General features: G+C 31.5%; 16 protein-coding genes. 4 read left to right on the top strand and 12 right to left on the bottom strand.

Features of this window, described 5'->3' with window-relative positions:
• From ACY2RX_RS04445 to ACY2RX_RS04485, 9 genes are all read right to left on the bottom strand, one after another.
• Window positions 1–1,185, bottom strand: coding sequence for a hypothetical protein (locus ACY2RX_RS04445; protein WP_490102759.1), 1,185 nt, complete (start codon window positions 1,183–1,185; stop codon window positions 1–3).
• Window positions 1,186–1,324: 139 nt separating this feature from the next.
• Entirely contained in the window at window positions 1,325–3,106 is a 1,782-nt protein-coding gene (locus ACY2RX_RS04450) for a cytochrome c oxidase subunit I (protein ID WP_490102760.1), read from the bottom strand.
• A 39-nt stretch (window positions 3,107–3,145) separates the two neighbouring features.
• Window positions 3,146–4,153 carry a cytochrome c oxidase subunit II gene (locus tag ACY2RX_RS04455; protein ID WP_490102761.1) on the bottom strand — a complete coding sequence of 336 codons (1,008 nt, stop codon included), beginning with the start codon at window positions 4,151–4,153 and terminating at the stop codon, window positions 3,146–3,148.
• A 40-nt stretch (window positions 4,154–4,193) separates the two neighbouring features.
• Window positions 4,194–5,603, bottom strand: coding sequence for a quinol:cytochrome C oxidoreductase (locus ACY2RX_RS04460; protein ID WP_490102762.1), 1,410 nt, complete (start codon window positions 5,601–5,603; stop codon window positions 4,194–4,196).
• Window positions 5,604–5,629: 26 nt separating this feature from the next.
• On the bottom strand, window positions 5,630–6,181 hold the full coding sequence (locus tag ACY2RX_RS04465; protein WP_490102763.1) for a c-type cytochrome: 552 nt from the start codon (window positions 6,179–6,181) through the stop codon (window positions 5,630–5,632).
• Between the two features lie 10 nt (window positions 6,182–6,191).
• Window positions 6,192–6,719, bottom strand: coding sequence for a DUF3341 domain-containing protein (locus tag ACY2RX_RS04470; protein ID WP_490102764.1), 528 nt, complete (start codon window positions 6,717–6,719; stop codon window positions 6,192–6,194).
• Window positions 6,720–6,721: 2 nt separating this feature from the next.
• Window positions 6,722–8,176, bottom strand: coding sequence for an NrfD/PsrC family molybdoenzyme membrane anchor subunit (gene nrfD, locus ACY2RX_RS04475; protein ID WP_490102765.1), 1,455 nt, complete (start codon window positions 8,174–8,176; stop codon window positions 6,722–6,724).
• Between the two features lie 109 nt (window positions 8,177–8,285).
• Window positions 8,286–11,345: a TAT-variant-translocated molybdopterin oxidoreductase gene (locus ACY2RX_RS04480; RefSeq protein WP_490102766.1), complete on the bottom strand. Its 3,060-nt coding sequence runs from the start codon at window positions 11,343–11,345 to the stop codon at window positions 8,286–8,288.
• A 92-nt stretch (window positions 11,346–11,437) separates the two neighbouring features.
• Entirely contained in the window at window positions 11,438–12,727 is a 1,290-nt protein-coding gene (locus tag ACY2RX_RS04485; protein ID WP_490102767.1) for a c-type cytochrome, read from the bottom strand.
• A gap of 195 nt (window positions 12,728–12,922) precedes the next feature.
• Between ACY2RX_RS04485 and ACY2RX_RS04490 the strand changes: the two genes are divergently transcribed.
• Window positions 12,923–13,291 carry an SPOR domain-containing protein gene (locus tag ACY2RX_RS04490; protein ID WP_490102768.1) on the top strand — a complete coding sequence of 123 codons (369 nt, stop codon included), beginning with the start codon at window positions 12,923–12,925 and terminating at the stop codon, window positions 13,289–13,291.
• Window positions 13,292–13,529: 238 nt separating this feature from the next.
• Here the strand turns inward: ACY2RX_RS04490 and infB are convergent, their stop codons facing one another.
• Genes infB through rimP form a run of 3 tightly spaced genes read right to left on the bottom strand, consistent with a single transcriptional unit; the run spans window position 13,530 to window position 18,133 of the window.
• The gene (infB, locus tag ACY2RX_RS04495; RefSeq protein ID WP_490102769.1) at window positions 13,530–16,340 is read right to left on the bottom strand and encodes a translation initiation factor IF-2; all 2,811 of its coding nucleotides are present in this window, start codon (window positions 16,338–16,340) and stop codon (window positions 13,530–13,532) included.
• Between the two features lie 59 nt (window positions 16,341–16,399).
• The gene (nusA, locus tag ACY2RX_RS04500) at window positions 16,400–17,656 is read right to left on the bottom strand and encodes a transcription termination factor NusA (protein ID WP_490102770.1); all 1,257 of its coding nucleotides are present in this window, start codon (window positions 17,654–17,656) and stop codon (window positions 16,400–16,402) included.
• A gap of 12 nt (window positions 17,657–17,668) precedes the next feature.
• Window positions 17,669–18,133 (bottom strand): ribosome assembly cofactor RimP, encoded by a 465-nt coding sequence (gene rimP / locus ACY2RX_RS04505; RefSeq protein WP_490102771.1) that lies wholly within the window; start codon window positions 18,131–18,133, stop codon window positions 17,669–17,671.
• Between the two features lie 172 nt (window positions 18,134–18,305).
• On the opposite strand from rimP, the gene ACY2RX_RS04510 reads away from it, so the two are divergent.
• The 3 genes from ACY2RX_RS04510 (at window position 18,306) to ACY2RX_RS04520 (ending at window position 21,646) form a co-directional block, all read left to right on the top strand.
• On the top strand, window positions 18,306–19,133 hold the full coding sequence (locus ACY2RX_RS04510; protein WP_490102772.1) for a universal stress protein: 828 nt from the start codon (window positions 18,306–18,308) through the stop codon (window positions 19,131–19,133).
• A gap of 311 nt (window positions 19,134–19,444) precedes the next feature.
• The gene (locus ACY2RX_RS04515; protein ID WP_068452248.1) at window positions 19,445–19,642 is read left to right on the top strand and encodes a helix-turn-helix transcriptional regulator; all 198 of its coding nucleotides are present in this window, start codon (window positions 19,445–19,447) and stop codon (window positions 19,640–19,642) included.
• A complete protein-coding gene (locus tag ACY2RX_RS04520) occupies window positions 19,643–21,646 on the top strand; it encodes a DNA methyltransferase (RefSeq protein ID WP_490102773.1) in 2,004 nt (667 codons plus the stop codon).
• Window position 21,647: the final 1 nt, after the last annotated feature.

The following is a 21,647-nucleotide window of genomic DNA, read 5'->3' on the forward strand; positions in this document are numbered from 1 at the left end:
TTATCTAAAATTTCTATTTAATCGTTCTCTTAACAAATCTTTTAAAAGATCTAAAAACATTAAGTTGATTCTGTATTCTGTTTTACCATTAATGGTAGATGTGGTTCTAACCAGCTGTTTTTCTAATAATTTTTCGATGCTTAATCTGCTTTCTCTATCAGAATTTCTAAGCACAATATTCAATTCTTTTATTGATAATGATCTGTGTTGAAAAATAGCTTCGAGAATAAATAAATCACTTAAAGACAAATCATCTAAAACCTTAATTTCTAAAGGTTTTATAAAAACCGTTTTTTCTTTTACATTGTATGCAGAATTTCTAGCATACAAAATTGCTTTAGAGATGTTTCCTTTAGAAAAAGCAAATAACTTTTTAAAAAACAAGTTTTCTAATAACTTTTGCCTTTCTTTTTTTGTTGCTTTTTTTAATTGTTTATCTGTGCTTTTAGTAATCTTAGTTGGCTTTAGAAATATTGTTTGATATCCTTGATTTCTATCTAAAATTTCAGCTTTTAGCTGTTCATTAGAAATAGGTTTTAAATGTAAGATTGATGGAAAATGTGATGAAAAATATTTAACTCTATTTAGATAATAAAAAGAATATTTGTTGATAGAAATTATCCAATAAATTTTATTTTTTGTTGCGTGTAAAAACAATAAAAAATCTTCTAACAAATCAAAACCACGAATTCTTCTTATAAAAAGTCTTTCAATATTTTCTAGAATAATTATTTCGCTTTCTTCTGATGAATTGATAAACTTTTCTAAATCTTTTAAGGTTTTAAATTCTGCTTCTATTCTTAAAAGATTTACTAAAATTCCTATCAACTTTTTATAAGAATCTATTGCTTGGTTGGTTTCTAAAATTTTTGCTGATGGATAAATATAAGTACTTGCGTGTAGTAATGAAGTTCCGCCTTCACCTGGATCATCAACCACTAAAAGAGGCGATTTTACGATTTTCCAATTATCATAAGCCAATTCTAAACTTTTTAATTCTTCTTCTCTATTCTTTAAAGAATCTTTATTTTGAATTGGAAAAAGTGTAAATCGTTCTAAATATTCATCTGGTAATTGAATCTTTTCTTCAGCTTCTTCTATTATTGATATTTCTTTTTTATCTTCAATATCAAAGAGTTTATAAAGGAAACTTATACTATTTTGAATTTTTTCTAAAACAGCCATTTTTGTAATTTGTTAGTAAAAGCTAAGATAACAAATCAAAATGATACTTCTTATACAACAAAAAGCCTTTCCAAAAATTTGGAAAGGCTTTCACTTTATATATTAGATTCCTGTCTGCGCAGTAATGACAGTTTAATTCTTAAGATGGTTCTTCTCCATCTAATAAAGGCGTGGTTTGTAACACAAAATCTTGACCGTGTAAATAATCGCTATCATCATCATTAGGGTCAACTTTTTTACTATAATCATAAGCCCATCTATGAACTTCAGGAATTTTTCCTGGCCAATTTCCATGAATATGTTCTACTGGAGTTGTCCATTCTAACGTATTTGAATTCCAAGGGTTTTGCGTTGCTTTTTCACCTCTATAAATTGAGATAAAGAAGTTTGCGATAAAAAATATCTGAGCAAAACCACCTACCAATGCAAAAATTGTAATTACAACATTTATGTCTGCTAAATCATCAAACATTGGGAAATTTGTATTTGTATAATATCTACGTGGCAAGCCTGCTAAGCCAATAAAGTGCATTGGCCAGAAAACACCGTAAGCACAAATTATAGTTAACCAAAAATGCCAATATCCTAAGGTTTTATTCATCATTCTACCATACATTTTTGGAAACCAGTGATACACACCAGCAAACATCCCGAAAATTGCAGAAACGCCCATTACTAAGTGAAAATGTGCTACAACAAAATAAGTATCATGCACATTAATATCTAAAGCAGAATCTCCTAAAACCAACCCTGTTAAACCACCTGTAACAAATGTAGAAACCAATCCTATTGAGAATAACATTGCTGGGTTTAATTGTAAATTTCCTTTCCACAAAGTGGTAACCCAGTTAAAAGATTTTACTGCAGATGGAATTGCAATTAATAAGGTTGTAAATGTAAATACGGATCCTAAGAAAGGATTCATTCCAGAAACAAACATATGATGCCCCCAAACAATTGTAGATAAGAAAGCAATTGCTATAATAGAACCAATCATAGCCCTATATCCAAAAATTGGTTTTCTAGAATTTACAGATAGTATTTCAGAAACTATACCCATTGCTGGTAAGATTACAATATATACTTCTGGGTGACCTAAGAACCAAAATAAATGTTCAAATAAAACGGGCGACCCTCCTTGGTAATGTAAAACTTCTCCTGATATAAATATATCTGATAAATAGAATGATGTTCCAAAACTTCTATCAAAAATTAATAATAAAGCCGCAGATAATAATACTGGGAAAGAAACTACTCCAATAATTGCAGTCAAAAAGAATGTCCAAATTGTTAATGGCAATCTTGTCATTTTCATTCCTTTAGTTCTTAAATTGAATATTGTTACAATATAGTTTAACGAACCAATTAAAGATGATGCAATAAATATTGCCATAGAAACCAACCATAAAGTCATCCCTGCACCAGAACCTGGCATTGCTTGTGGTAAGGCAGAAAGCGGAGGATAGATTGTCCATCCAGCAGATGCTGGACCAGCTTCAACAAATAAAGAAATTACCATTATTATACTTGATAAAAAGAATAACCAATAGGAAATCATATTTAAGAAACCTGAAGCCATATCTCTTGCTCCTATTTGTAATGGAATTAACAAGTTAGAAAATGTACCACTTAAACCTGCTGTTAATACAAAGAATACCATTATAGTACCATGAATTGTTACTAATGCTAGGTACATATCTGGGTTCATTATTCCGTCTGTTTGATGTGGTCCTAAAAAAGCTTCAATAATTGAAAACGATTTTTCTGGCCATGCAATTTGCATACGGAATAACATAGACATAAGCACACCAATGATTCCCATAAACATACCAGTTACTAAAAACTGCTTAGAAATCATTTTATGATCTTGACTAAAAATATATTTTGTTACAAATGTTTCTTTATGATGATGTTCTGACATAATCCTTATTAATTAATTTGTAGTGTCTTTTAATTATAATTATTTAATAACTGATGCTAAAGTTGGTTGTTTTGCAATCCATTCTTTATATTCTTGTTCTTCTACAACAGTAATTTTCATTTGCATATTGTAGTGAGAAGCACCACAAATTTTATTACATAATAACAAATAATCAAATTCATAAGGTTCTTCTCCTTTGGCTTTTCTTATTTTATTAATCCCTTTTGTTTTTTCTATAACTTCAGATTGTGCTCTCATTTCTTCAGTTGTGTATTTTGGTGTAAAACCAAACTCTGTTACCATACCTGGTACACAATTCATTTGTGCTCTAAAGTGAGGCATATAAGCTGAGTGTAATACATCTTGAGAACGAAATTTGAAATGAATTTTTCTGCCTTTTGGCAAATACAATTCAGTTACTTGCTTATCATCTTGAGAGTTCTTGTCAGTCATATCAACACCCATTGTGTTAATACCTTTTATATAGTTTACGTTTCCAAAACCTAAAGTATTATCTTCTCCTGCATAACGTGCATCCCATCTAAATTGTTGAGAATAAACCTCTATAACAATAGGATCTTTATCGTCCGATAAATCCATAATATTGTTCCATTGCCATAATCCGTAACCAATTAAAACTACTAAAACTACCGCAGGCGTAATGGTCCAAATAGCTTCTAATTTATGACTGTCTGCATAAAATTTTGCTTTTTTATCTTTATTGCCTTTGTATTTAAATGTAAAGTAGAAAATTACAAATTGCATTACAAATTGTACAATACCAATTAGCCAAAAGGTAATATTAAAAAGGTTATCATCATGTTCTCCTTCTATAGAAGCAGATTCTGGTAACATAATAACATTCATAAAGATTAAGCAATAAATCATCATTGCATATAAAAAAACCATAAAATATATGGCGTTTTTACCTTGAGTAACATTGTCTTTATCTGTAGCAATAGTGCCTCTTAAGTTCAAAATTCTGGTAATTTGCCAGAAACTTACACCGATTGCAACACCGATAAAAATATAAAATAAAGCTAGCATATGTATCTCGTCTTAATTATTTTAATTTAATTATTATTTATTAATGATGATCTGTTGATCCTTCTCCTCTGTGTTCAATATTATAATAATGGAAATGTTCACTTTCTTTTAAGAAAGGATTTCCTTTTGGAATAGGATTTGCTTTTGCAAATGCACTAAAAGTAGCATAAATAAATATTCCTAAGAAGAACAATAATGCACTAATTTCTGCAATACCAAAAGACCATTGAGCCCCAACTGTAGCTGGCATAATCATTACAAAAACATCTACATAATGTCCTGCAAGTATAACTAAACCTCCTAAAACTACAAACCAAGGAATGCTCTTAAAATCACTATTAATTAATAATAATATAGGAAACACAAAGTTCATTACTACCATTGCTAAAAATGGTAATTTATATTCGTTAAATCTTGCTACAAAATAAGTAGTTTCTTCAGGAATGTCTGCATACCAAATTAACATAAATTGAGCAAACCATAAATAGGTCCAGAATACAGAGAAACCAAACATAAATTTCGCTAAATCATGAATATGACTGTCATTAACTGCAGGTAAAGCTCCTTTAGAGCGTAAATATATGGTTACAAAAGCAATTACAGTTAATGCACTTACTAATAAACTAGCTAATACATACCAACCAAATAATGTAGAAAACCAGTGTGGATCTAATCCCATAATCCAATCCCAAGACATCATTGTTTCTGTAAGCATAAATAAGAAAATAAACCCTACAGAAACATTGTAGTTTAATTTGTAGGTTTTACCACCATCATTTACAGTATCTTCTTTGATAGAATTTCTACGGATAAACCATCTGTAAGCATTCCATATTGCTAAATAAACAACACTTCTAATTGCCCAACCTGGCACATTCATCCACCAAGATTTTCCTGCAACAATAGCATCGTATTTTTCGCTTGTTGGGTCAAAAGTACCTTCTGCCATCCAAGGAAACAAATGATTCCAATGCATAACTGCAGCTACAACCACACCAATCATAATAATAGAAGTTGGTACTAGATTAGCCGTAATTGCTTCCATTACTCTAAATAAAACAACAGACCAACCAGATTGTGCTACTCTTTGCGATGCATAAAAAGCCAATACTAATAAGGTTATTCCTAAGAAGAAGAATAAAGAAACATATAAAGCTGACCAAGGTTTGTTTTGTAATTGATGTAAAACGTGTTCTGCGTGTTCATCACTATGATTTCCGTGAGTTTCAGCATCAGAATGGTGATTATTACCTTCTTGTACGTGCGCATCTTTTTTAACATCATCGTGAGAAGAACTATGTGCATCTCCGTGAGAAGCTTGATGTGCTATTATTTCTTTTGCTTGTTCTACAGTTTTTGGTGCTGTAAAAAAACTATATCCAATTCCTACTAAACCTACCAAGATTAGTATTAATGAGAACATTTTTAATTTACCTGAGAATTGATACATATCTTTCGTATTCTATCTTTTTGTAATTATTTTGCTAAATCTGAACGTAATTTTTCAACGTATTGTACTATCTGCCAACGCTCTTTATACGTTATTTGCGATGTATGAGAACCCATTAAGTTTTTACCGTGCATAATTACATGATAAATACTACCCGCATTAATATCTCTGTCTGCATAATTTGGGATTCCAGAAAACTTTTCTCTTTGAGATAAAAAACCATTTCCATCACCTTTAGTTCCATGACAAGTTGCACAATAAATATCGTACATTTTTTTTCCGTTTGCTAAATTTTCTTCTGTTGCCTCTAAAGGATTTGTTAATGTAGCCTTAGCTAACTCATAGCCATCATTTGTATTAGGAATATCATATACAGGATGACCTCCTCTTGCAATTGTACCAGCAACAGGTTTAAGATTTACCTCTCCTTTATTATAAGGCGCATCAGCTCCATTTACATTATAAGGTACAGACTCATACATATCTGGCATAAACTGTACTTGGGGTTTTCTTTTGTCATTGCAAGAAATAATACTTGCAAAAACTACTAAAGCGATAATTAATTTAAAATTCTTCATTATCTATATATTATTGCTTGTCTACTACATTAATTTCTACGGCACCTGTTTTTGCTAATAAGGCTGTTAGTTCAGCTTCATTATTGTGTACAGGAATTTCCATTAAAAAATGGTCATCTGTAGTTCTTGGATCTGGATTTTCTGCTTCTTTAAAAGGCCATAATCTACTTCTCATATAAAAAGTAATTACCATTAAATGGGCTGCAAAAAATACAGTCAATTCAAACATAATTGGCACAAAAGCAGGCATATTTGCCCACCAAGTAAAGTTTGGTTTTCCACCAATATCTTGTGGCCAATCTTGAATCATCATATAATTGGTCATCCAAATGGCTACTGCCAAACCTGTAATACCATACATAAAAGCGGTAATTGCTAATCTGGTTGGTGCCAATCCCATTGCTTTGTCTAATCCGTGAACTGGAAAAGGACAAAATACTTCTTCAATGTGATGATGTTCTGCTTTTACAGCTTTTACTGCATCCATCAGAATTTCGTCATCATTATAAAACGCGTGAATAACTTTTGATGATTCCATAATTATTCTTTATCTTTTTTATCTGATTTACCTTCTACATTCACTACGCTAATAGCTGGTTTAGTAGGTATACCTTGTTCTCTTCTCTTCTTGTAAAATTCACCCGAAGATTTTAATATCGTTTTTACTTCCGCTTGTGCGATAACAGGAAATGTTCTTGCATATAAAAGGAATAATACAAAGAAGAATCCTATAGTTCCTATAAAAATACCTACATCTACAAATGTTGGTTCAAAACGCCACCATGTTGATGGTAAATGACCTTTACTTAATACAATGGCAATGATATCAAAACGCTCAAACCACATACCAATATTAATAAATATTGAAATGATGAAAGACCATATAAAGCTTCTTCTTATTTTCTTAAACCATAAAAACTGTGGCGTTAAAATGTTAAAGAATAACAATGAATAGAATGCCCAAGCATAAGGCCCTGTTGCAGCACCCACAGACAAATAGGTGTAGTTTTCATAAGGTGATCCTGTATACCAAGCAATAAAAAACTCAGTTGCATAGGCTACAGCTACAATTCCACCAGTTAAAATGATTACGATGTTCATATATTCTACGTGTAAACGTGTAATATATTCTTCCATATTGGTTACCTTTCTCATAATACCTAATAAGGTTTGCACCATTGCAAATCCTGAAAAGATTGCCCCAGCTACGAAATAAGGAGGGAAAATTGTGGAGTGCCATCCTGGGTTGATAGACGTAGCAAAATCCATAGATACAATAGTATGTACAGAAAGTACTAATGGCGTTGCTAAACCTGCCAATACCAAAGATACTTCTTCAAAACGTTGCCAATCTTTAGCTCTACCAGACCAACCAAAACTTAATAATGCATATATTTTCTTTTGGAAAGGTTTTACAGCTCTATCTCTAATCATTGCAAAATCTGGTAATAAACCTGTCCACCAAAAAACTAAGGATACAGATAAATACGTTGAGATTGCAAATACATCCCATAATAATGGTGAGTTAAAGTTTACCCACAATGATCCGAATTGATTAGGAATTGGCAATACCCAATATCCGTTCCAAGGTCTACCCATATGAATGATTGGGAACAATCCTGCTTGAAAAACGGCAAAAATTGTCATTGCTTCTGCAGAACGGTTTATAGCCATTCTCCATTTTTGACGGAATAATAAAAGTACAGCAGAAATCAATGTTCCTGCGTGACCAATACCTACCCACCATACAAAGTTAGTGATATCCCAAGCCCAACCAATGTTCTTGCTTAATCCCCAAACTCCAATACCAGTTCCTACTGTGTAAAAGATACATCCAAATCCCCAAAGCATTGCTGCCAAAGAAATATAAAACGCCATGTACCAATTCTTATTTGCTTTCCCTTCTATAGGTTTTGCAATGTCTTCGGTAATATCGTGATAACTTTTATCACCTAATACTAAAGGTTCCCTTATGGGTGCTTCGTAATGAGACATATTTATTACTTAATTTTATAATTTTAGTTAAAAGTTGAATGTTTTTAAAGTTGAAAAGTAGTTTTTTTTTTGACTTTTTAACTCTGAACTTTAAAACTTTCTAACTCATTTACGCTTCGTTTGTGTTTTTAACTTTAACTTGATAGATTACATTTGGTTTTGTCTGTAAATAATCTAACACGCCATAAGCTCTTTTATCTGCTACTAATGCTGTTACTTTGTCTTTTTTGTTGTTGATATCACCAAAAACCATAGCTCCTGTTGTACAAGCTGATGAACAAGCTGTTTCGAACTCATCTGTATTTACAGCTCTTCCTTCTTTCTTAGCTTTTAAAATGGTTGCTTGTGTCATTTGAATACACATAGAACATTTTTCCATAACTCCTCTAGAACGAACTACAACATCTGGGTTTAATACCATTTTACCATAATCGTTGTTCATATTAAAATCGAACTCGTTATTATTTGCATAATTAAACCAGTTAAATCTACGAACTCTATAAGGACAGTTGTTTGCACAATATCTTGTACCTACACATCTGTTGTATGCCATTTGGTTTTGACCTTGACGTCCATGAGATGTTGCTGCAACCGGACAAACCGTCTCACAAGGAGCATGATTACAATGCTGACACATCATTGGTTGAAAAGTAACTTCAGGATTTTCTGCTTCAGTTTCTAATGCTTCATACATTTCACCTCTACTTAATCCTAATTCTTTAGCATCTTCTCTGGTTTCTACTTCAGATGAATAATATCTATCTATACGCAACCAGTGCATATCTCTACCTATTCTTACTTCATTTTTTCCAACTACTGGCACATTGTTTTCTGCGTGACATGCAACTACACAAGCACCACAACCTGTACAAGAAGTTAAATCTATTGATAAATTAAAGTGATGCCCAACTTCTCTGTTGTGTTCATCCCATAAATCTATAGTATTTGCTTCTACTTCTTTATGATCGTAAGAAACAAAAGCAGGTTTGTTCCAAGTGTGTTTTGGATCTACTTTACTATTGTATTCTTTTAAAGAAGCTACTTTTAAAATATCATGACGTCCTGCAATTGTTTTTTGTACTTGCGTACAAGCAAATTTGTGTGTTCCTGATACTTTTTCTATGGTTACTCCGTATTGAATATTGTTTCCGTTAGCGTACAATGGATACGCATTTACGCCTACTTGCATTTCTTCTTTTAATCCAAAAGTTTTACCAAAACCTAAAGCCAAACCTACAGAACCTTTTGCTTGTCCTGGTTGAATCATAACTGGTACAACTACTTCTACACCATTTACAGAAACTTTTGCATAATCTCCGTCAATAGCACCATTATCTTTTACAGGATTAGAAAAATCTAACGCTTTGGCATCTGCTATAGACATTGTTAAATAATTATCCCAAGCAGCTCTTGTTATTGGATCAGGAAATTCTTGTAACCAAGGATTGTTGGCTTGTTTACCATCGCCTAAACCAGTTTTCGTGTATAAGTTTAATTCGAAACCTGACGCTTTTTTAGCGGAATTTGCTAATTGTTTTGCAGCATCTGCAATTGTTATTGCTGGCTCAAAATCTTCAATAATTCCAAATTCTACTTCTTTTTTAAAGAAACCATTATGCAAAGCTTTGTTCCAAGAACTTCCGTTTAAAACGTTTTCTGATGCATAAGCTTTTAAATAATCGTAATATTTTGTTGAATTACCAGACCATTTTAATAATACGTCTTGAAATTGACGCGTATTAAATAATGGTTGAATTGTTGGTTGCATTAAACCATACGTTACTTCATCAAACTGTGTATCTCCCCAAGATTCTAAGAAATGAGGTGTTGGCAATGCAAAATTCATAGAATTTGCGGTAGCATTCAATTCTGTTGATAATGCTACAGATAATGCTACTTTTTTTAATCCTTCAGAAAAAGCTGAAGCATTTGATAATGTATACACTGGATCTACATTGTAAGTAATTAAACCTCCAACTTTACCAGCATTCATATCAGCAACTAATTGAGCAACTTCTACATCATTTCCTTGACGGATATTTAATGTATTGTTTGTATCAATAATTTCGCTATTTAATATTTTATTGATTTCAAACGCAATTAATTGCGCATTTTTATCATTTAAACCTGTTAAAACAACACCTTTAGAACCCGCTTTTCTTAATTCTTTAGCCATTCTTTTTACTTCAGCATCTGCAGAAGTTGCTTTAGAGGGAACATTTGCTCCTGTAACAGCGTTGTATAAATTTAACAATGCAAATACTTGATCAGAAGGTTTTACAACCACTCTTTTATCTGCATTAGCACCTGTTAAAGACATATTGCTTTCAAAATGAACGTGGTAAGACATTTTACCAGTTTCTGGTTTTCTACCAGCTACATATCCTTTTTCAAATCCTCCGTGAAAATCGCCTAAAAAGTCAGCTCCAAAAGAAACAATTGTTGCCGCTTTATCTAAATGATAATTTGGTAATGCACGTCTGCCATACATTGCCATAAAAGCATCTGCTGCGCCTGCTTCTGAAACTGCATCGTAAACAACGTGTTTTACGTTTGGATTTGCAACAATAAAATCATCAATAATTTTATTTGTTGATGGGCTTGCCATTGTTCCTGTTAATAATACAACAGGTTTATTTGCTTCTTTAAGTTCGTTTAATTTAGCAATAATTTTAGCATCAGCATCATCCCAAGTTAAATACGATTCTTTATCTTGAGGTTCTTTTAAACGTAATTTTTCATCGTATAAAGAAAGAACAGCTGCTTGCACTCTTGCACTGGTTGATCCGTTTGCTTCTTTATTTGGCATTATTTGTATTGGACGACCTTCGCGTGTTTTAACCAACACATTTGCAAAATCGTAACCATCTGCCATAGAAGTTGCATACCAGTCTGCTACTCCAAGAGTAACATCGTCTGGTTTTACAACATAAGGAATAGCCTTTCTTACTGGACCTTCGCAAGCAGCCAAAGAAGCTGCTGCAGTAGTGAATCCAACATATTTTAAGAAATCTCTACGAGAAGTTGAAGAGTTCTCTAACGTTTCTTTATCACCTAAAAACTGATCTGTTGGAATTTCTTCTACAAACTCGTTTTTACTTAACGTTTCAACAATAGAACTTTCTTTAAGTTCTTCAACACTTTTCCAGTATTTTTTGTTTGAAGCCATTTATACTTTTATTTAATGATTGAAAGATTTAAAAATTGAAAAACAATTTTGCTATCCTTTAATTTTTGAATCTTTTAATTCTTTAATTTTTATTAATAGTGACATTTACCACACTCTTTACCACCTAATTGTGCAATGGTAACTTGCTCTACTTTGTATTTCTTAGCCAAATCTTCGTGAATTTTTTGGTAATAATCATTCCCTTTTAAATTCACTTTTGTGTCTTTATGACAATCTATACACCAACCCATTGTTAATGGAGAATACTGATACATTTCATCCATTTCTTCTACAGGACCATGACATTTTTGACATTTTAAACCTGCAACAGTTACGTGTTGTGAGTGATTGTAGTACACAAAATCGGGTAAATTATGAACTCTCACCCATTTTATAGGTTTTGTTTTACCTGTATATTCTAAATTATCTGGATCCCAACCAGCTGCATCGTAAATTTTTGCAATTTCTTTATCTAAATCTTCTTTTACATAAGTTCTACCATCCCATTCAACTTTTGTATCTTCTGCAACTTCATAAATATTTTTATGACAGTTCATACAAACATTTACTGATGGAATACCAGAAGTTTTACTATGTTTTGCTGATGAGTGACAATATTGACAATCGATTTTATTGTCTCCTGTATGTATTTTATGCGAAAATGCAATTGGCTGAATTGGCTGATAACCTTCATCTACACCAATTTTAAACATCAACCCAAAAGCAACATACGCACCTATTAACAATAAAAAGATTGTTGTTAGCACTTTTAAGAAAGTGTTTTGTTTTAAACCTTCCCAAAGTTCTTTTAAATCTGAACCTCCTGATTGTTTATTTCCTTTTAACTCACTAATTTGTTTTAACAAACTAGCAATCATTAAAAAGGCAACTATAATTGCTGCTGCTAAAATGTAAATTAGCCATCCTGGAGCTGTTCCTGTTTTAGAAGCATTCCCTGTTGCATTATCTGCAACAACTTCTTTCTTTTTAATCTCACCAACAGTTGTATAATATAAAATATCATCGATATCTTTATCTGTTAATTGAGGAAAAGCAGTCATTGGAGAGCCTTTGTACTCATCAAAAATACTAATAGCATCTGCATCTCCAGAAGCTCTTAATTCTGCATTATTTTTAATCCAAGCTTTTAACCAATCATTTTCTCTACGATCTTCAATACCACCTAAAGCAGGACCAATTAATTTCTTATCTAACTTATGACAAGAAGCACATAAAGATTTAAATAGTTTTTTACCTTCTTTATGACGAACTTCGTCTATTTCTTGTGAAAAAGAAGACACGTTAAAAGCAAAAAACAAAAGGACTGTAAGACTTATACGAAGTATTTTGGCTAGTCTACTGTGCAATTCTACACTTTTCATATTTAAACTCTGTTTAAAAATATCTAAATTAAAATGATAAAAGTCATTTTTTTCGGTTTTACAAAAGTACTACTTATTGCCATATTCTGAAAAAGGAAAAGAATGTTAAACTTTAATTTATAACAATTCTAAATAAGAATATAATTCAATATATTATGTTACAACTCGTTATTTTTGTAGAAATATAAATTAAGTATGAAAAAAAGATTAAATCCACTTGTTTTAGTCGTTGTTTTATTGCTTTTGAGCACAAGTATTTATTCTCAAAATCAAACCAACAGCTCTAAAGAAATTAAACAATTAATTGCAAAGAAAAGAAGCTATAATAAAAAGTATGGTTTTGGCTATAGAATTCAACTTTATAATGGTAATGAACAAAAAGCAAGAAAATATAGAGCTCGTTTTAGAATAGAATTTCCTGGCAATTTTTCTAAACTGGTATACAATGCCCCTGAATGGAAAGTACAAGTTGGAAATTATAAAACAAAGCTAGAAGCTGACAAAGATTTAATTAAGTTTCAAGAAAAGTTTTCTGGAATTATAGTAATTCCTATGGGAAAATAATTTCTTTTTCTGATTTAAAATAACCCAAAAAAAAGTATCTTTTCTTTTCTATTTCAGAATAAAATAAAACCAGAATTAAGCTATATTTTTATTTTCTCTAGCAAAAATTTAAAACAACAAATGGTATAAATTTTAGTTAACAGAGAGCAGTATTATTTGCAAAAAGCAGCAAAAATTGAACATAAAAAAACGCCGAAGTAAAATTTACTTCGGCGTATTAGTTTATATAAAAATCAGTTTATTTCAACTTCTTTTTTACGGCTACTTCTTTGTATGCCTCTATAACATCGTATTGTTGAATATCATTGAAGTTCTTAATTTGAAGACCACAATCATATCCTTTTGCCACTTCTTTAACATCATCTTTAAAACGTTTTAATGATGATAAAACCCCATCGTGAACTACAATGCCTTCTCTAATAATTCTAATTTTAGAATCTCTAAAGATTTTACCTGACATTACCATACAACCTGCAATGTTACCAACTTTAGAAATTTTATAAACTTCTCTAATTTCTACATTACCCGTAACTTCTTCTTTCATTTCAGGAGATAACATTCCTTCCATTGCATCTTTTAAGTCATTTATTGCATCATAAATAATAGAATAGGTTCTAATATCTACTTCCTCTCTATCTGCAACTGTTCTTGCATTTCCTTGCGGACGCACATTAAACCCAACAATAATGGCATCAGAAGCTGTTGCTAATAATACATCACTTTCTGTAATGGCTCCAACACCTTTATGTAAAATATTTACTTGAATTTCTTCTGTTGATAATTTTTGGAATGAATTTGTTAAGGCCTCTACAGAACCATCTACATCCCCTTTTAAGATAATGTTTAATTCTTTAAAGTCTCCTAACGCAATTCTACGTCCTATTTCATCAAGTGTTAATGTTTTCTGAGTTCTTACAGATTGCTCGCGTTGTAGTTGAGAACGTTTTGTTGCAATTTGCTTTGCTTCTCTTTCATCATCAAAAACAACAAACTTATCACCTGCTTGTGGCGCGCCATCTAATCCTAAGATTGATACTGGTGTTGATGGTCCAGCAACTTTTAATTTGTTTCCTTTATCATCAAACATTGCTTTTACCTTACCGCTGTTTTTTCCTGCTAAGATATAGTCACCAATTTTTAAAGTACCAGCCTGAACTAATATGGTAGTTACATAACCTCTACCTTTATCTAACTGTGCTTCTACAACAGTACCCACTGCATTTTTATTAGGGTTTGCTTTTAATTCTAAAACCTCAGCTTCTAATAAAACTTTTTCTAATAACTCATCTATTCCTTGACCTGTTTTTGCAGAAATATCTTGCGATTGAATGTTACCACCCCATTCTTCAATTAATAAATTCATTGAAGAAAGTTGTGTTTTTACATTGTCTGGATTTGCGTTTGGTTTATCAATTTTATTGATGGCAAATATAATTGGAACTCCTGCAGCTTGCGCGTGCGAAATTGCCTCTTTTGTTTGCGGCATTACATCATCATCTGCTGCTGCAACAATAATTACTAAATCTGTTACTTGTGCTCCACGTGCACGCATTGCTGTAAAGGCTTCGTGACCAGGAGTATCTAAGAATGCTATTTTTTCATCACCAACATTTACAGAATAGGCACCAATATGTTGGGTAATTCCTCCACTTTCTCCTTCTACAATATTTGCATTTCTAATGTAATCTAATAAAGAAGTTTTACCATGATCTACATGACCCATTACTGTAATAATTGGCGCACGTTTTTCTAAATCTTCTGGTTTGTCTTCTACTTCTTCTATTGCTTCTTCTACTTCTGCACCAACAAACTCTACTTTATGATTGAATTCTTCTGCAACAATTACTAATGTTTCTGCGTCTAAACGCTGATTCATAGTTACCATCATCCCTAAAGACATACAAGCAGAAATAATTTCTGTTACACCAACTCCCATCATCGTAGCAACTTCACTTACGGTAACAAATTCGGTTACTTTTAAGATTTTGTTGTCTAAAACTTGTGCTTCTAATTCTGCTTCTGTTTGCTCTCTGTGAGCATCTCTTTTACTTCTTCTATATTTTGCTCCTTTTCCTTTAGAAGATTTTCCTTGTAATTTTTCTAAAGTTTCTCTTACTTGCTTTTGAATTTCTGCTTCTGTAGGTTCTTCTTTTTTAACTGCAGCTGGCCTATTACCTCTACCTCTAAAGCCTTTATTGCCTTGACCGCCTCTATTGTTCTGATTACCTCTATTCTGACCTCCTCTACTATTATTAGAAGTACTGTTGCCTGGCTTGCTAATTCTTTTACGCTTCTTTTTAGCGTCTGCACTAGCCTCTTTTTTAACCTCTGGTTTTTTCTTTTTAGGTCTTTCAAATTGTTTTAAATCAATTTTCTTACCTGTAAAGTTAGGTCCGTCTAATTTTTTATACTGAGTTTTAATTGCTTCAGCATTTTCTGGAGTAACTTCTTCAGTTTTTTCTTCTACTTTTGGAGCTTCTTTTTTATCTTCAGTCTTAGGTTTCGCTTTCGTTACAACTTTATCAACTTCAGAAATAGTTTTTACAACTTTTGGTTTATCTAGTTTTGGAGCTTCTGCTTTAACCACTGGAATTTCAGCTTTCACTAAAGGTTTTTCGACCTTAGGTTCTGGAACAGTTTCCTTAGACTGTTCCTTAACTTCTTCGGTTTTTACTGCAGGTTTTTTACCAACATTCTCTATGTCGATTTTACCAACGGTTTTAAATTCTAGTTTATCTGCTTTAGCTTTTAAAACTTCTTCCTTCTTAACCTCTTCCGCTCTTTTCTTTTCTAATTTAGCTTCAAGTTCTAAACGAATTGCTTCTTTCTCTTTACGCTTTTCTTCTCCAACTTCTTTAGATGCAGCTTTTTTGTTTGCATCTGTTTCGAAGCCATCTAGCAACACTTGATAAACATTGTCAGTAATTTTAGTGGTTGGTCTCGCTTCTATTTCGTGACCTTTATCCGCTAAATACTCAACAGCTCTATCAAGAGAAATATTTAACTCTCTTAAAACTTTATTAAGCCTCATTGTTTTGCCTACAGACATATAATTTTTTTAACTTATTACTTGTAAAAATATACTTTTTACTTTACTTCTTGCTATAATTAGTCCTCGAATTCTTCTTTTAAGATTCTTTGAACATCTATAATGGTTTCTTCTTCTAAATCGGTTCTTTTTACCAATTCTGCTACACTGGTTTCTAATACGCTTCTTGCAGTATCTAAACCAATCTTTTTGAATTCGGTGATCACCCAATCTTCGATTTCGTCGATAAATTCTGTTAACTCTACATCTTCTTCTTCTAAACCTTCTCTCTGAACGTCTATTTCATAACCTGTTAACTCACTTGCTAAACGAATATTTACACCACCTCTACCAATTGCTTTAGAAACTTCTTCTGGTTTTAAAAGTACACTTACTCGTCCTTTTTTACCATTTTTTTCTTCTTCATACATTTCAATTTCCATTGATGTCACTTTTGCAGGACTTAAGGCTCTTGAAATAAATAATTGTTCGTTTTTGGTGTAGTTGATTACATCTATATTTTCGTTACCTAACTCACGAACAATTCCGTGAATTCTTGAACCTTTTACCCCAACACAGGCACCAACAGGATCTATTCTGTCATCATAAGAATCTACAGCTACTTTTGCTTTTTCACCTGGTATTCTTGCCACTCTTTCTACGGTAATTAATCCATCAAAAACTTCTGGAATTTCTTGCTCAAATAATTTATTTAAAAATGCTGGCGATGTTCTCGATAAAATAATTGCAGGTTTATTACCTCTTAATTCTACCGATTTAATTACACCTCTTACAGAATCTCCTTTTCTAAAAAAATCTGAACGAATTTGTTCGCTTTTTGGCAATACAATTTCGTTTCCTTCATCATCTAATAAAATGATTGCGTTATGACGTATGTGATGTACTTCTGCACTGTATAAATCTCCTTCTAAATCTTTAAATTGTTTAAAGATGTTGGTGCTATCATGTTCGTAAATTTTAGAAATTAAATTTTGACGTAAGGCCAAAATAGCTCTTCTTCCTAAGTCGATTAATTTTACTTCTTCAGAAACATCTTCGCCAATTTCGAAATCTGGCTCAATTTTTCTTGCTTCACTTAATTCTATTTCTTCATTATCATCTTCAGAAAAACCATCTGCAACCACTACTCTATTTCTCCAAATTTCTAAATCTCCTTTGTCTGGGTTTATAATAATATCAAAATTATCATCAGACCCAAACTTACGTTTTAAGGCAGCTCTAAAAACTTCTTCTAAAATAGACATTAATGTTACTCTGTCTATACTTTTGTTATCTTTAAATTCTGAAAACGAATCAATTAATGCTATATTCTCCATTACATTTTTTGCTTAAAATACAATCTTCACTTTTGCTTCTTTAATATCTTTATATGCTAAAGTTGCTGCTTTTTGTACAGTAACTTTTCCTTTACCTATTGGTTTTGGTTCTCTTGCTTTCCAATTTAGTACAATTTTATTATCATCTGCTTCTATTAAAGTGCCTTCAAATTCTTCTTCTGAAGTTTTAACTTTTAATATTCTGTTGATGTTTTTCTTGTACTGCCTCTTTTCTTTTAACGGATGAGAAATATCTGGCGTAGAAACTTCTAACGAAAAATCTTCTTCTTCTCTGTCTAAATTATGCTCAACATTTCTACTAATTCTAATACATTCGCTTAATGGAACTCCATTATCTCCGTCTACAATAACCTGAATTTTGTTGTTTATTGAAATAGATAAATCTATTAAAAACAACGATTCATTCAGTGCTAATGCTTCATCTACTAAATCTCTTATCTTATTTTCCTGCTTCATAATCCTTAAAAAAAAGTATAAAAAGAGGGGACTTTTAAGTCCCCTTCCCTATCATTTATTCCTAATTTTCGCTGCAAATATACTAAATATTGGCGATTTACCAAATTAACTTATACTCAATTATTTTTTGTATCTTTATATACAGAGTTCTTCAATTTTAAATTTTTGTACTATGAAAAAAATTTTAGTTCCCATAGATTTTTCAAAGTCATCTGAATACGCTTCAAAAATGGCTGCAAAAATAGCTAAAAAAACGAATGCTACAGTGTATCTAATTCATTTAATAGAACTACCCAAAGGCGTCATAGATATGGGAGCAGGAAGTAGATTTAGCATTCCAGAAAGTATGTTGTATTTAAGAAAAGTAAGAGAAAAAGTATTAAAATTTAAAGATGCTATTTTTAATGAAAATATAGATGTAAAATACTTTATAAAATTAAGTAATCCTTTTGAAGGTATTCAAAAATATGCCAATAAAATTGATGCAGACTTAATAATAATGGGTTCTAAAGGGCATTCTGAATTTGAAGAAATGATTATTGGTTCTAATACAGAAAAAGTTGTGAGAAGCTCTAAACGACCTGTAATTGTTGTAAAAAAAGACAACGAAAAATTCAAATTAAAAAATCTAGTCTTTGCCTCTAACTTTAAGGAAGAAAACAAAGAAGTATTTGGTAAATTTGTTGATTTTGCAACTATTTTTAATAGTAAAATTCATTTACTAAAAATAAATACACCTGCAAATTTTCAAGGAACATCAGAAGCAAAACAGAAAGTTAAAGAGTTTATTACCGATTTTAATTTACCCAAACACAAAATAAATGTGTATAGTGATGTTTCTGTAGAAAAAGGTATTTTAAATTTTTCTAGAGATATTAACGCAGATTTAATTGCTTTAAGCACTCATGGAAGAAGTGGTTTAGCGCATTTGTTTACAGGAAGCGTAACCAAAAACTTATCTAAAAATGCTTTAAAGCCTATGCTAACTATAAAGGTTTAGTTTTAATTTAGTTTGTTTCTAAATTAAAAAAAATATAACTTCGCTAACGCCGAATATAAGTCATTAAAATGACGTCATATTCGTCTTGAGTTGTGTGTAATGTAAAAATCGTGCTAAAATTGAACATTTGAACTAAAAAAGCCAACGCACAAACAGCACATTTATTTTTTTGCCAACGCGAAAAGCCAAAGCTCAAAAAAATAAAAGAGCTGTTTCTTCCCAACGCTCAATCACGAGAATACAACGAACATTTCCACTACATTTCAGCGAATTATTATTACATTGCGTCTGATTAACCAAAAAGGTTACAAATGAACCGAATAAAAGAAGTTCTAAAAAATAAAGGAATATCTCAAACTTGGCTTGCAGACCAAACTGATAAAAGTTATACGACTATCAACGAGTACGCAAGAAACAAAAGACAGCCGAGTTTGGAAGACTTATACAAAATAGCAGAAATACTAAATGTACAGGTCAGCGAATTACTAATTGAAAGAAACGACCAATAAATGAAACTATACGAAGCGTTAGAAAAGCAACTTAAAAAGGAAATTAACTTTGTTTCCGACAACGGAGAATTAAAAAAATGGGTCGTAATTAATAAAGCACAAAATTATGATGTTGACTTAATTGCCATTTTACTGGAGGACAAAGAATTAAAAGAGAAGTTTTTTTTAGACATAAAAGGCACATTAGTTTTTAACCAAAATTTATTTGTACAGTTTCTGGAACAGAAAAATTACCTAAACGACAGCTATACACAATACAAAAACAAAGTTGGCTTAACGATTGATGGTAAATACCTAAAACAACGCAACTTCGTTGCGTTAGTTTGGCCATTTAAAGATTGTGTTTTGGAAGGTGGACAAAGTCGTGAAGAAGATAAACGAGAAGAAATTTTCTTTAATGAAACATTAGCACAAGACGAAATCACTCAACTTTTAGAACCAAAAGTTTTAACCAATGCTAAAACCTACGATAAAAATGGCGAAAAAGATTTTACGGGTTTTACGAGAGATGCTGAACTAAATAAGAAAAGAGGTTTACCAGAAGACACTATTACTGATAACCTAATAATAAAAGGAAACAACCTTTTAGCACTTCATTCGCTTACAACAGAATTTACTGCAAAAGTAAAATTGATTTATATAGACCCACCTTTTAATACTGGAAATGACAGTTTTCAATACAATGATAGTTTCAACCATTCAACTTGGTTAACATTTATGAAGAACCGACTTATTGTTGCGAAGCAATTACTAAAAGATGATGGACTCATTTTTATTAATGTTGACGATATTGAGGAAGCATATCTAAAAGTATTATGTGATGAAATATTCAAAGTTGAAAACTTTTTAAATGTTATAGCAGTTAAATCATCAACACCAAGTGGAACTAAAACAGCTCATAAAGACAAGACAATTATTAAACAAAAAGATTTAATTCTTGCGTATCGTAAAACCTCTTCGGCTACACTCAACCCACAGTATTCTGTTAGAGAAAAATGGGATAAACACTATTCTCGTTATTTGAAAGGTAATAACATAAACGATTATGAATTAGTAAGTATAATAGATGTTTTACTTGAAGAAAAAGTAATTAGCAAAAAAATAGCTGTTGGCAAACTTGATATTGACAATAAGGAATTTAAAAAATTCTATTTGAGCCATTCAGATAGAATATGTCGTTTGCAATCTCATAAAAATAAAGAAGCCGAAAAACAATCTCGATTAGAAGTTGACAAAGTTTACGAGCATTTCAAAGATGGAAATTCTCAAGGTTTATATTACAATGGACAAGTAATTACACCACTACAACAAGGAATAAAAAAGGTTTACAAAAATCAAAAATTCATCAATGATTTAGGAATGTTGCTTTGTGACTTTTGGTGGGACATTGATTTTCAAAACACTCAAAATGAAGGTGGAGTAAGTTTTCCAACTGCCAAAAAACCAGAAGTTTTACTTTCAAGAATAATAGAACTTGGAACTAATGAAAATGATATTGTTTTGGATTATCAATTAGGAAGCGGAACAACAAATGCTGTTTCAATGAAATCTAAAAGACAATTTATTGGCATAGAGCAATTAGACTATGGAGAAAACGACAGTACTAAAAGACTACAAAATGTAGTCAACGGAGAACAATCAGGAGTTTCAAAAGCATATAATTGGCAAGGTGGTGGTTCATTCACATATTTAGAATTAAAAAAATACAATCAAACATTTATAGACCAAATTGAAAAAGCCAAAGACAGTAAAGATTTATTGAAAATTTGGGAACAAATGAAAGCTAAATCTTTCCTTGATTACAATGTAGATATTCAAAAACAAGATGAACATATTGCCGATTTTAAAAAATTGGAACTGGCTCAACAAAAACAGCATTTAATAGAATTATTAGATAAAAACCAATTATATGTAAATCTCTCATCAATTAATGATAAAGATTTCGATTGTTCAACAGCCGAGAAAAAAGTTACAGAAGATTTTTACCAACTTAAAAAAGATTAAT

Source organism: Polaribacter sp. 2405UD43-2, from assembly GCF_058147125.1.

Coding starts and splice junctions, on each gene's coding strand:
- ACY2RX_RS04445 (WP_490102759.1), bottom strand. CDS start 1,185: ATGGCTGTTTTAGAAAAAATTCAAAATAGTATAAGTTTCCTTTATAAA.
- ACY2RX_RS04450 (WP_490102760.1), bottom strand. CDS start 3,106: ATGTCAGAACATCATCATAAAGAAACATTTGTAACAAAATATATTTTT.
- ACY2RX_RS04455 (WP_490102761.1), bottom strand. CDS start 4,153: ATGCTAGCTTTATTTTATATTTTTATCGGTGTTGCAATCGGTGTAAGT.
- ACY2RX_RS04460 (WP_490102762.1), bottom strand. CDS start 5,603: ATGTATCAATTCTCAGGTAAATTAAAAATGTTCTCATTAATACTAATC.
- ACY2RX_RS04465 (WP_490102763.1), bottom strand. CDS start 6,181: ATGAAGAATTTTAAATTAATTATCGCTTTAGTAGTTTTTGCAAGTATT.
- ACY2RX_RS04470 (WP_490102764.1), bottom strand. CDS start 6,719: ATGGAATCATCAAAAGTTATTCACGCGTTTTATAATGATGACGAAATT.
- nrfD (WP_490102765.1), bottom strand. CDS start 8,176: ATGTCTCATTACGAAGCACCCATAAGGGAACCTTTAGTATTAGGTGAT.
- ACY2RX_RS04480 (WP_490102766.1), bottom strand. CDS start 11,345: ATGGCTTCAAACAAAAAATACTGGAAAAGTGTTGAAGAACTTAAAGAA.
- ACY2RX_RS04485 (WP_490102767.1), bottom strand. CDS start 12,727: ATGAAAAGTGTAGAATTGCACAGTAGACTAGCCAAAATACTTCGTATA.
- ACY2RX_RS04490 (WP_490102768.1), top strand. CDS start 12,923: ATGAAAAAAAGATTAAATCCACTTGTTTTAGTCGTTGTTTTATTGCTT.
- infB (WP_490102769.1), bottom strand. CDS start 16,340: ATGTCTGTAGGCAAAACAATGAGGCTTAATAAAGTTTTAAGAGAGTTA.
- nusA (WP_490102770.1), bottom strand. CDS start 17,656: ATGGAGAATATAGCATTAATTGATTCGTTTTCAGAATTTAAAGATAAC.
- rimP (WP_490102771.1), bottom strand. CDS start 18,133: ATGAAGCAGGAAAATAAGATAAGAGATTTAGTAGATGAAGCATTAGCA.
- ACY2RX_RS04510 (WP_490102772.1), top strand. CDS start 18,306: ATGAAAAAAATTTTAGTTCCCATAGATTTTTCAAAGTCATCTGAATAC.
- ACY2RX_RS04515 (WP_068452248.1), top strand. CDS start 19,445: ATGAACCGAATAAAAGAAGTTCTAAAAAATAAAGGAATATCTCAAACT.
- ACY2RX_RS04520 (WP_490102773.1), top strand. CDS start 19,643: ATGAAACTATACGAAGCGTTAGAAAAGCAACTTAAAAAGGAAATTAAC.